Annotated in this window: 13 protein-coding genes; 9 read left to right on the top strand and 4 right to left on the bottom strand. The window is 64.6% G+C overall.

Annotated features, from left to right (window positions below; genetic code table 11):
• Nucleotides 1–65 precede the first annotated feature (65 nt).
• From QZY03_RS15115 to QZY03_RS15100, 4 genes are all read right to left on the bottom strand, one after another.
• A complete protein-coding gene (locus QZY03_RS15115) occupies nucleotides 66–506 on the bottom strand; it encodes a hypothetical protein (protein WP_295582430.1) in 441 nt (146 codons plus the stop codon).
• Between the two features lie 206 nt (nucleotides 507–712).
• Complete coding sequence (locus tag QZY03_RS15110) at nucleotides 713–1,465, bottom strand: reverse transcriptase domain-containing protein (RefSeq protein WP_295582428.1); 753 nt, start codon at nucleotides 1,463–1,465, stop codon at nucleotides 713–715.
• A 26-nt stretch (nucleotides 1,466–1,491) separates the two neighbouring features.
• Complete coding sequence (locus QZY03_RS15105; protein ID WP_295582426.1) at nucleotides 1,492–2,304, bottom strand: hypothetical protein; 813 nt, start codon at nucleotides 2,302–2,304, stop codon at nucleotides 1,492–1,494.
• 296 nt (nucleotides 2,305–2,600) lie between these two features.
• Entirely contained in the window at nucleotides 2,601–3,161 is a 561-nt protein-coding gene (locus tag QZY03_RS15100) for a hypothetical protein (protein WP_295582424.1), read from the bottom strand.
• A gap of 284 nt (nucleotides 3,162–3,445) precedes the next feature.
• Here QZY03_RS15100 and QZY03_RS15095 point away from each other — a divergent pair, with 284 nt between their 5' ends.
• From QZY03_RS15095 to hprK, 9 genes are all read left to right on the top strand, one after another.
• Nucleotides 3,446–4,465 carry a KpsF/GutQ family sugar-phosphate isomerase gene (locus QZY03_RS15095; RefSeq protein WP_295582423.1) on the top strand — a complete coding sequence of 340 codons (1,020 nt, stop codon included), beginning with the start codon at nucleotides 3,446–3,448 and terminating at the stop codon, nucleotides 4,463–4,465.
• A gap of 8 nt (nucleotides 4,466–4,473) precedes the next feature.
• Nucleotides 4,474–5,001 (top strand): 3-deoxy-manno-octulosonate-8-phosphatase KdsC, encoded by a 528-nt coding sequence (gene kdsC, locus QZY03_RS15090; protein ID WP_295582421.1) that lies wholly within the window; start codon nucleotides 4,474–4,476, stop codon nucleotides 4,999–5,001.
• An 18-nt stretch (nucleotides 5,002–5,019) separates the two neighbouring features.
• Complete coding sequence (gene lptC / locus QZY03_RS15085) at nucleotides 5,020–5,604, top strand: LPS export ABC transporter periplasmic protein LptC (protein WP_295582419.1); 585 nt, start codon at nucleotides 5,020–5,022, stop codon at nucleotides 5,602–5,604.
• A complete protein-coding gene (gene lptA / locus QZY03_RS15080; protein WP_295582417.1) occupies nucleotides 5,601–6,173 on the top strand; it encodes a lipopolysaccharide transport periplasmic protein LptA in 573 nt (190 codons plus the stop codon). Before lptC ends, lptA begins: the two co-directional genes overlap by 4 nt.
• Entirely contained in the window at nucleotides 6,170–6,895 is a 726-nt protein-coding gene (gene lptB / locus QZY03_RS15075; protein WP_295582415.1) for an LPS export ABC transporter ATP-binding protein, read from the top strand. The genes lptA and lptB overlap by 4 nt, the downstream gene beginning before the upstream one ends.
• Before the next feature lie 107 nt (nucleotides 6,896–7,002).
• Nucleotides 7,003–8,487: an RNA polymerase factor sigma-54 gene (locus QZY03_RS15070; protein WP_295582413.1), complete on the top strand. Its 1,485-nt coding sequence runs from the start codon at nucleotides 7,003–7,005 to the stop codon at nucleotides 8,485–8,487.
• 29 nt (nucleotides 8,488–8,516) lie between these two features.
• On the top strand, nucleotides 8,517–8,846 hold the full coding sequence (gene raiA, locus QZY03_RS15065; protein WP_295582411.1) for a ribosome-associated translation inhibitor RaiA: 330 nt from the start codon (nucleotides 8,517–8,519) through the stop codon (nucleotides 8,844–8,846).
• A 235-nt stretch (nucleotides 8,847–9,081) separates the two neighbouring features.
• On the top strand, nucleotides 9,082–9,555 hold the full coding sequence (gene ptsN / locus QZY03_RS15060) for a PTS IIA-like nitrogen regulatory protein PtsN (protein WP_295582409.1): 474 nt from the start codon (nucleotides 9,082–9,084) through the stop codon (nucleotides 9,553–9,555).
• Nucleotides 9,552–10,580: an HPr(Ser) kinase/phosphatase gene (gene hprK / locus QZY03_RS15055; RefSeq protein ID WP_295582407.1), complete on the top strand. Its 1,029-nt coding sequence runs from the start codon at nucleotides 9,552–9,554 to the stop codon at nucleotides 10,578–10,580. The genes ptsN and hprK overlap by 4 nt, the downstream gene beginning before the upstream one ends.
• Nucleotides 10,581–10,582: the final 2 nt, after the last annotated feature.

Below are 10,582 nucleotides of genomic sequence, written 5' to 3'. Positions count from 1 at the left end.
TCACCGCGGCACCGCATCGCGGCGGGACGCCGCTCCCACGGGGACCATTCATCGTCCGGTCATCTTCAGTCGTAAGTATTGTCATCAAACATGGCACAATAGGCGTCCTTATTCGACACACAAGCCGATGGGCATGACACACAGACGCTCAGCAAGTTCTCCCACGCCTTAGCGGTGCAATCCAATAGCTTATTGATGGTTGCATCATTGAGTCTCGGGAATGCGCGTTCCACTTCAGTATAATTGATCTCCATATCCGGAATCTCGTTTCTCAGTTTTTTCAGAACGATTCCTTGCAGCAATACCGCAAGGGTGATACATGACTTATTGAACGTTTTCTTGGTGTAACCCTTGGTTGACAGATAGCGCTTCAACTGGTCCGGAACCGCGCGATCGATCTCGGACGCCAGTTCAAAAGCGAACCAGTTGAACTTCGTCTTTTCTTCGGGACTCCCGTAGAAATGAGAGGGTTCAATTGTTGAATAATCGGTGTTACGGTTTGCCATTTTTCCGACCGCATTAAAGTTAAGAGGATGCCTTGATCATCGTTCCGGCCGGCCGCGGACGGTCCGGGAGAGTAGACCGGCCCCTCCCCGCGCTTCAGGTCGAAGTTGGTGTTCTCTGTTTGCCGCCTGGTTTCCCGGCGGTGCCACAAGATCGCGACCATACGCGGGTACGGGTGCCGGCCCCTCGCAGAGCCGGACGTGGTGCGTTACACCATCCGGCTCCCAGTTTGGGTCAGCCATACAGCGGGCGTCACCAACAAATTATGCACGATACGCGCACGCGGAAGTTGCGGGGCGATCCGTTCCCAAAAGCGCGCCCAGGTCAATCGGCGGCGCTGGCTGCGCCGGACGAGTGCCCGGTACAGCGCTTTTGCGCCCTGGTAGATGTAGACCCGGACCGAGCGGAAATTGCCGCTCACCCCGCAGTATTGGATGTGCCCGCGCAGGTGGCGGCCGGCATCGTCGATCATTGCCGTTCCGCCTGCCGTGCTCCGCTTGGCCAATTCGTCGCCGAGCGCGCGCAGTTTCTTGCGTACGCGCTTGCCGATCGTGCGTCGTCCGACATAAAAGCCTCCATTGCGGCCGAAGGTCACGTCGTGAGTGAAGCCGAGGAAGTCGAAGGTTCGCGGTTTGGCGAGCCCGTCTTCGCGGCAGTGCACTGCCGCCTCGCTGCCGAAGCGCAGGATCGCGGTCTTTTCGGCGGCGAGCTCCAGGTCGAATGCCCGCAGGCGCTCGGCCAAGGCGTCGTGGAAGGCTTCGGCGTCCTCGCGCCGCGCAAAGCAACCGACGAAGTCGTCGGCATAGCGGATCAGGCTCGCCGATCCACCGCAGCGCGGTGCAAATGCGTCCGTGAACCACGTGTCGAGCACGTAGTGGAGGTCGATGTTGGCGAGCACGGGCGAGACCAGCGCCCCTTGCGGGGCGCCTTCGCGGCCTGCCGCGACGGCTCCATCCTCCATTATCCCGGCCTTGAGAAAGCGTTCAATCAGTCGCAGAGACATTTGCGCTGCGGCGTTTTTCGCGGACGCGCCGGGGCCGGGGTCGGCGCCAGGCGGACTGACGCACAGGCATTTCCTGGCGAGTACCGGCGAAATTGGGTCGCCGCAGCACCCATATGAGAATTGCTCTCAACAACACTGTCCCGCGGACAGCCCCGCCCGCAGGCGGCGCGCGGGCGGTCTGGCCGGACGCGGCAGTCGGTGAGGCTATCCGGTCGCGGGGATGGGCTGAACCAGCGAACGCATTTGCTCGTGACGACCGGCTTTGGCACGATGCGCCCGTCGTCGCCGGGCGTAACCCCGCCCGCCTGATGGCACCGTTCACGACCCTCGCAGTCGAGGCCGCGATCGGCGCTGAAGTCGCGGCAGCGCGCGGCCAGTTCGGGGGTCTCGGCGAAGGTCTCCTTGAGCATCACGCGCAGTTCGACCTGCTCGGCATGGGAGGCCGTGGTCAGGTGCAGCGCCACCGGGATCTCATACTGGGTGTCGGCGATCAAGTGGATGCCGTAGCCAAACCAGGTCTTGATCTTTTTCCAGGGCTTGCCGGTGCGCGCGTCGATGCCGCTGGTCTCGTGCTTGCCCCAGTCGGCCTCCGGATCGGAGGTCTTCCCGGTGGCGCGGTTGACCCGTCCGGTGCTGTGGCTCTCGATGGCCTTGCCGTCGTAGCGGCGCCCGAACTCCGGTAAGACCGCCATCAATTGTTCGCGCAGCGTCGTGATCATCCCGGTCACCATCCCCAGCGTCTCTTCCAGTTCGACGACGTTGGCGAGAAAGCGTGAGAAATTCCAACTGTCGGGCACCGCGTAGTGGGCCTCTTCCGGCGCCGCATAGTCGCGCCAGTCAAATCAGCTCGGTTCAATGGCCGCCATGGGGTCCTCCTGCAAAGGATCGTCTCGATAACGAAATGATCCCTTGGTGGCCACCTTTTTGCACGCCCCCGCCGACACGCTGGGGTGAATTTTCGCCCACCGCCCCAGCCCACGCGCGCAACTGACGGATTGTTCGTTCCGGCCTGAGGTAAACGAAAGTTTTCCCCCGCCGGGCGGCTTTTCAGTTCAGGGGGTTGCGGACACCGCTAGAGGCTCAGTCCCGTCGGCTAGCAGCCCATCAGTTCCACCAGTGTCTGCCACCGCTCGACCGTCGCCCCTGGGCAAGGCCCAAGCAGGGCCAGGATCAGCCCGACGGGTGACGCCGACACCCGCCGCTCGATCCAGGCGCGGGCCGCGCGCGGGTCGTCGATGACAGGCGCGGGGACCGTCCAGGCGAGACCCCTAGTCGTGGACAGACCCGCGCCCTGCCCTGCTCGCGGACCCAGGATCGGTCGGGGTTTCAGACCACATGCCTGCTCGGCGTCGAACAGCGGATGGCCGATCAGTCCGCCAAAGCGCTCCCCCAGCACCGCGGCGACCGGCGCGGCCAGGGCGGACGGCAGACCGGGCTCGGCCTCCAGATAGAAACGGAAACGGCTTGGGGTGTCGCGCGCCCAGTCGCGGGCACCGGCGACGGCCGCCGCGCGCCAACGCGCGGCCGGGACCGCGACCGCCCAGCAGACGTTGGCGAAGTACGCGAGCCGCCACTCCGGCGGCAGGTCATCCGGATAAAACGGGTCGTCGCCCGACCAGGGATCCCAACCAGACCGCACGGGAAGCAAAGGCATGTTGGCAGTGGTTAGTGGTTAGTGGCTAAACCGAGTCCAGCGCGGAATGCGTAGTTTTCATGGTGTGTTCGGCCTTGGGAGTTTCACCGACCTCGGTGGAGACGGTGTAAAATATTTGTACTTTTTTCAGACTGTAAACCGTGCCAGATCCAGCAATCGGCGAATCTGCCGGGGCCGATCCCATCCAAAAAACATCGCATACCGCGCTGGGAGCGGTTTAGTGTATGGTTACATTGCCCACCAGCGGCAAGACAGCCGTTGGTGTTAAACCACACGCGAATCCCATGACTGAACCACGCAGACTCGGCACCCGCAAGCATACCCTGGCCCCCGGTCAGGAGACGCGCATCCGCGACCTGGGACGGGCGGTGATCGAGACCGAGGCCGCCGCGGTCGCCGCCTTGGGCGCGCGGCTGGATGGCGCCTTCGTGGAAGCCTGTCGCTTCCTGCTGGCCTGCGAGGGGCGGATCGTCGTGCTGGGCATGGGCAAGTCCGGGCATATCGGCGGCAAGATCGCCGCGACCCTGGCCAGCACCGGCAGTCCGGCCTTCTTCGTGCACCCAGGTGAAGCCAGTCATGGCGATCTGGGGATGATCACTCCGCGCGACGTGGTGCTGGCCCTCTCCAACTCCGGTGAAACCGCGGAATTGCTGACCATTCTGCCGCTCATCAAGCGGCTGAGCGTCCCGCTGATCACCCTGACCGGACGTGCCGAGTCGACCCTGGCGCGCGAGGCGGATGTCAACCTGGACGTCAGCGTCACCCGCGAAGCCTGTCCCTTGGGCCTGGCGCCGACCTCCAGCACGACCGCTACGCTGGCGATGGGCGACGCCCTGGCGATTGCCTTGCTGGAAAGCCGCGGCTTCACCGCCGAGGATTTTGCCCGCTCGCACCCCGCCGGCACCCTGGGGCGGCGCCTGCTGCTGCACGTCGAGGATATCATGCACCGTGGCGAGGCGGTTCCACTGGTCCCGTTGGGAACCTCGCTGCTCGCCACCCTGGAAGAGATGTCGCGTGCCGGGCTGGGCATGACCGCGGTGGTCGACCCCCAGGGCCGGCTGGCCGGCATCTTCACCGACGGCGACCTGCGCCGCGCCCTCGACCGCGGGATCGACGTCCGGCGGACCCTGATCGACACGGTGATGACGGCCGGCTGTGTCACCGTCGCCGCCGCGGACTTGGCCGCCGAGGCCCTGCGGCTGATGGAATCGAAAGCAATCAACGCGCTGCTGGTGGTCGACGGCGACGGCCGCCCGACCGGGGCGCTCAACATGCACGACCTGCTGCGCTCGGGCGTAGTCTGAGAGGAACCGTGAACAAACAAGCCATTCGCGAGCGGGCCGCCCGCATCCGCCTGGTGATCCTCGACGTCGACGGGGTCCTGACCGACGGCAGCCTGTACCTGGGTGACGATGGCCAGGAATTCAAAGCCTTCAATGCCCGTGACGGTCACGGCATGGTGTTGCTCCAGGAGACCGGCGTGCGCCTGGCGGTGATCAGCGGGCGCAGCTCGAACCTGGTGCGCATCCGCATGGCAAACCTGGGTGTCGCCCATGTCTATCAAGGGTACCGGGATAAAGCCCCCGCCTATGATGAACTGAAACAGATCCTGGAACTGCCGGACGACGCCTGCGCCTACGTCGGCGACGATGTCATCGACCTGCCGGTCATGCGCCGGGTCGGTCTGGCGATTGCCGTGGGCGATGCCCATCCGCTGGTCCGGCAGCACGCCCACTGGTGCACCGGAGCACCCGGCGGACGGGGCGCCGTGCGCGAGGTCTGTGAATTGATCATGGACGCCCAGGGCACCTGGGATACCATGGTCGAGCCCCCCCGCTGACCCGGTTGGACGGCAGGCGTGTGGACCACCAGACAGGGCCGGCTCGCGGTGGTGTTCGCCGTGCTCGGCGGGGCCGGCTGGTGGCTGTCGCGGAGCCTGGTCGAGGAACCGCCGCCGCGTCCGCGCACCCATGCACCGAATTATGTCGTGTCGGATTTTCGCGCCATCGAGACCGACGCGACCGGCCAACCGACGCGGCGCCTGGTCGCACAACAACTGCGACAATTCGTCCCCGAGAACCTGTCCGAGCTCGACGTGCCCCAACTGACATTGTTTGAACCCGACGGCGCGCCACCCTGGGAGATCAGAGCCAAGCACGGTCTGCTGTTGTCCGGAGGGGACGAGATACGCCTGAGCGACACGGTCACAGTCGAACGCGCCGGGACGAGCCTCACCCGCTCCTTCCGGCTTGCCACCACTGAAATGACCCTGTGGCCCAAGCGGGACTATGCCCAAGGAGACCAACCCGTGAGAATCGAGAGTGATCGCGACTGGCTGACCGCCAGTGGTATTCGACTGTGGTATGCCAAACCCGCACGCGCCGAGTACCCCGGTCGCGTGCACATCTCCATCGCTCCCACCCACAGCGCGGCCGTCCCATGAGCGTCCGGCCGCCGCGTGCCCTGACCAGCAGTGTCCTTACCGTCGCCATCGCCCTGAGTCTGGGGTTGCTCGCCCAGCGGGCAACAGCAGTCACCGGCGACGACCAACAGCCCATGTTGATCGAGGCGGATACGGTCGAGGTCGACGAGGCCAAGGGAACCAGCCTCTATGTCGGCCGGGTCCAGGTCGACCAGGGCACCATGCGGCTGCTCGCCGACCAGGTCACGGTGCACCACCGCAGTGATCGCCGCATCAAATTCATCATCGCCCGGGGCAACCCGGCATCGTACAAACAGCAGATGGACGGCGACCAGGGCGAGGTGCAGGCCTTTGCCAAGCGCATGGATTACGACGCCGAGCGCGATGAACTGGTCCTGACCGAGGAGGCGCTCCTGATCCAGGGCACGGACCGCATCACCAGCGATCGGATCGTCTACGATCGGGCCAAAGCGCGGATGCAGGCCGGCGGCAGCGGCCGGGTCAAGATCACCTTTACTCCGGATACCAAGAACGGCGCCCCGCCCAAACCCCCGGCTACGCCGCCGCAGCCCGCCGCGAGTCGCCCGTGACGACCCTGCGCGCCACTGAGCTGAAAAAGCGCTACCGCAGCCGTCAGGTGCTCCATGACGTGAGCGTCGAGGTCGACGCCGGCGAGGTCGTTGGGCTGCTCGGCCCGAACGGGGCCGGCAAAACCACCTGCTTCTATCTGATCGTCGGGCTGATCGCAAGCGATCATGGCCGCATCGAACTGAATGGGCGCGACCTCACGTTGCTGCCGATGCACACCCGGGCGCGCGCCGGACTGAGCTACCTGGCGCAGGAGGCATCGGTCTTCCGCAAACTGACGGCGCGCGAGAATATTCTGGCGATCCTGGAGACCCGGCGTGACCTGAGTCGCAACGCGCAGCGGGAGCGTTGTGATCAACTGCTGGAAGAACTGGGAATCGCCCACGTCGGGGCCTCGCTGGCGCTGAGCCTGTCCGGCGGCGAGCGGCGGCGCCTGGAAATCGCCCGCGCCCTGGCGGTGGATCCGGTCGTGATGCTGCTCGACGAGCCCTTTGCCGGGGTCGATCCGATCGCCGTCGGCGACATCCAGGCCATCGTCGCACACCTGCGCGAACGCCGGATCGGGGTTCTCATCACCGACCACAACGTCCGCGAGACCCTGGACATCTGCGACCGTGGCTACATCATCAACGCCGGCACCGTGATCGCCGCCGGCACACCGACGGAGTTGCTCGCCGATCAGCAAGTTCGCGAAGTCTATCTGGGGACCGATTTCTCAATGTGACGCCACAGATGACGACACGCATTCCGCCGCGCGCCGCGGTAGGCTAGAATCAAGGAAGGCACCGTTATTGCTTTCATGAACCGGATCACACGCCCATTAACGCATCCATGAAGCAGTCCATCCAGCTTCGACTCGGTCAGCACCTGTCGATGACGCCGCAGTTGCAGCAGGCCATCAAGCTGCTGCAACTGTCCAGTCTGGAACTCCAGCAGGAAATCCAGGAGGCGCTGGATACCAATTTCATGCTCGAAGAGGGTGAGGAGTCCGAGCGCTTCCAGGCCGCTGACGCGGCCGATATACGCCTGCCTCAGGACCAGACGCCGGACCCCCCGACCGCCACGGTCCAGGAGCAGACGGTGGAGCGGGAGATTCAGGTCGAATCCCAGGAAATGCCGGACGAACTCCCGGTCGACACCCAATGGGATGACGTCTACGAAAACTATCTGCCGACCAGCAGCCAGGGCGGCGGCGACGACGATTTCGACCCCTTCTCCCAACAGAGCCGCCCGGAAACCCTGCACGACCACTTGCTCTGGCAGCTCAACCTGACCAGACTCAGTGAACGCGACCATGCGATCGCCCAGGCGGTGGTCGACGCCATCGACGCGAACGGCTACCTGCGCACCGACGTGGATGAATTGCTGACCACGGTGGGCGACCCGGACATCTCCCCGGAGGAGGTGACCACGGTGATCCATCGCGTCCAATCCTTCGATCCCCCGGGGGTGGGTGCCCGCGACCTGCGCGAGTGTCTGCTGATCCAACTGAGCCAGCTACCGGACCGCGCGCCGACGCGCGATCTGGCGATCGCCATCTGCACCCGCGGGTTCGACTACCTGCCGCGCAACGATGTCGCCGCCCTGGCGCGCCTGCTGCAGACCACGGAAGACGCCATCCTGGCCGCCCTGGAGCTGATCCGTCACCTCAACCCGCGACCCGGCACCCTGATCGCGGAGGTCCCGGCGGAGTACGTAGTCCCCGACGTCCTGGTGCGGCGCACCGAAGGTGCCTGGCACGTCGAGCTAAATCCGGAAACGACGCCTAAACTAAGAGTGAACGCCGATTATGCGCGCCTGATCCGGCGCGGCGACCAGAGTGCCGACAGCATCGCCTTGAAAAGTCATCTGCAAGAAGCCCGTTGGTTCATCAAGAGCCTGTCGAGCCGCAACGACACGGTCCTGCGGGTCGCCTCCAAGATCGTCGAACTCCAGCAGGAGTTCCTCGAACTGGGAGAGGTCGCCATGAAACCGCTGATCCTGCGCGACATCTCCGAAGCGCTCGAACTGCATGAGTCGACGGTCTCGCGGGTGACCACGCAAAAATATATGCACACCCCCCGCGGCACCTTCGAGTTCAAGTTCTTCTTCTCATCGCACGTGAACACCGCGTCTGGAGGCGAGTGTTCATCCACGGCAATTCGTGCCCTGATCCGTAAGATGATCACCGGCGAATCGGCCAGGAAGCCGCTGAGTGACAGCAAGATCGCAGACGAATTGGCTGATCAGGGCATCAATGTCGCCCGACGCACGGTCGCCAAGTACCGCGAGGCCCTGGGGATACCCCCCTCGAACGAACGCAAACGCCTGGCTTGACAGGCTGTTTGAAACCTAAGGAGCACACTATGCAAATCAACCTGACGGGTCATCACATCGACGTGACCGAAGCTCTCAAAGGCTACGTCGACAACAAGTTCGAGCGACTCGCTCGCCACTTCGACCACGTCATCAACGCTCACGTGATTCTGAGCGTGGAAAAGCTGGCCCAAAAGGCGGAGGCAACCCTGCATGTCAACGGCGGTAAGCTGTTTGCCGACTCCGTGCATGAGGATATGTATGCCGCCATCGATACCCTGATCGACAAGCTGGACCGTCAAATCCTTCGCCATAAAGAGAAAAAGGCGAACCACCGGCCGGTAGCGGCCACCGGCGCCAAGAGCGGCGAGCCCGAGTAGCACGCCGCCCGCAGCCACGGGCCGACCGGTACCCCCGACCAAGCGGACACCTTGAACGGTCTCGTTCAAGGTGTTTTCATTGAGACAGGAGCGAATCCGAGCTACTGTGAGGCTCCCGCGCCGTCCGGATGGCCTAGAGGAAACAAGCGACATGACCCCCAATGACCAGCCCGGTGCAACCTTGCGCACCACCCGCACGACACCGCCTCGCACCACACGCGGGGGACGCTGACCCATGTTCCGGCCCGATTTCATCACCGAGCAGCGGCTTGGCTGTCGCCTCGCCATTGCGAGTAAGAAGCGCCTGCTCGAAACGCTGGCAAGCCTCCTGGCCGCCGACCACCCGCGGTTGGACGCGGACCTGGTCTTCGACTGTCTCCTCGAACGTGAGCGACTCGGCAGTACCGGCCTCGGCCACGGCATTGCGCTGCCGCACGCCCGCGTCAAAGAGGTGACGCAATCCATCGGGGCCTTCGTCTCGCTCAGCCAGGGGGTGGACTACGATGCCGTCGACGGCGAGCCGGTCGATCTGGCCTTCGCCTTACTCGTGCCCGAGGCGGCCACCGACGAGCATCTGCAACTCCTGGCCCAACTGGCGGGCCGTTTCAACGACCCCCAGGTCCGCAAGCGACTGCGCGAGGCCGACTCGCCAAGCGCCATCCTGCGCGTGTTCAGCGGCCACCAGCCCAGCACGGGCGCCGACCCATGACCGACACGCTCCAATCGCTGATCCGACTCACTTGGCCGCGCGCCCGGTTGAACTGGCTGACCCCCGAACCAGAGACCCCCCGCTCCTTGCGGGGGGCTTGTCCGGAAACAGCCAAACAGGCGTTGATCGGATCCTTAAACTGCATCCACCCCAACCGGCTCCAGGTCATTGGCCGCGCGGAATTGGTCTACCTGGCGGGTCTCGGTCCAACCGCGTTCCGGGAGACCGTCGAAAAACTCTTCAGCGAACGGCCGGCGGCGGTGATCTTTGCCGATGGCATCGAACCCGCCGCAACCTTTTGGGAATGGGCCGAGCGCACCCACACCCCGCTGGTCGGATCGCCCGTCACCGACGATGACTTGATCAATCAACTGCGCTACTACCTCACCCATGCCCTGGCGGAACGCACCATCGTCCACGGCGTCTTCATTGAGGTGTTGGGCATGGGGGTCCTGCTGGTCGGGGACCCGGCGGTCGGCAAGAGCGAACTGGCACTGGACCTGATCACCCGTGGACACCGGCTGATCGCCGATGACGCCCCCCAGTTCGCGCGGATCGCCCCGGAGAAACTGGAGGGCTCCTGCCCCGAGCCGCTGATCGATTTCCTCGAGGTGCGGGGCCTGGGCATCCTCAACATCCGCGCCATGTTCGGCGAGGGCGCGGTCGTCCGCCGCAAGACCCTCAATCTGATCATCGACCTGAAACCGCTCGACCGGACTCAGTTGGACCGCATCGACCGACTCGCCGGAAGTCTGTCAGCCACCAACATTCTGGGCGTGGCCGTGCCGCGCATCACCATGCCGGTCGCCCCTGGGCGTAATCTCGCGATTATTGTGGAAGCGGCCGTCCGTCATCAAATCCTGCGGATCCGCGGGTACGATGCCGGTGTAGACTTCATTGACCGGCAGACGCGCGCGATCAGCAACGATCATCCCGACCCACCAGGGTCCAGGCCCGGCGCGGTGGCGGCGGAACCCGCGACCGCGGACGATAAACCCGAAGGACGCGCGTGTTCGGGCACCTGACG

Source organism: uncultured Lamprocystis sp. (assembly GCF_903933125.1).
Taxonomy (GTDB): domain Bacteria; phylum Pseudomonadota; class Gammaproteobacteria; order Chromatiales; family Chromatiaceae; genus Thiodictyon.
Note: the sequence above shows the minus strand (reverse complement) of the source record. Positions and strands in the feature narration are given on the sequence as shown.

Excerpts from the sequence above, each read along its gene's own strand:
- QZY03_RS15115 (WP_295582430.1), bottom strand. The coding sequence starts at position 506 with ATGGCAAACCGTAACACCGATTATTCAACAATTGAACCCTCTCATTTC.
- QZY03_RS15110 (WP_295582428.1), bottom strand. The coding sequence starts at position 1,465 with ATGGAGGATGGAGCCGTCGCGGCAGGCCGCGAAGGCGCCCCGCAAGGG.
- QZY03_RS15100 (WP_295582424.1), bottom strand. The coding sequence starts at position 3,161 with ATGCCTTTGCTTCCCGTGCGGTCTGGTTGGGATCCCTGGTCGGGCGAC.
- QZY03_RS15095 (WP_295582423.1), top strand. The coding sequence starts at position 3,446 with ATGACTGAACCACGCAGACTCGGCACCCGCAAGCATACCCTGGCCCCC.
- lptA (WP_295582417.1), top strand. The coding sequence starts at position 5,601 with ATGAGCGTCCGGCCGCCGCGTGCCCTGACCAGCAGTGTCCTTACCGTC.
- QZY03_RS15070 (WP_295582413.1), top strand. The coding sequence starts at position 7,003 with ATGAAGCAGTCCATCCAGCTTCGACTCGGTCAGCACCTGTCGATGACG.
- raiA (WP_295582411.1), top strand. The coding sequence starts at position 8,517 with ATGCAAATCAACCTGACGGGTCATCACATCGACGTGACCGAAGCTCTC.
- ptsN (WP_295582409.1), top strand. The coding sequence starts at position 9,082 with ATGTTCCGGCCCGATTTCATCACCGAGCAGCGGCTTGGCTGTCGCCTC.
- hprK (WP_295582407.1), top strand. The coding sequence starts at position 9,552 with ATGACCGACACGCTCCAATCGCTGATCCGACTCACTTGGCCGCGCGCC.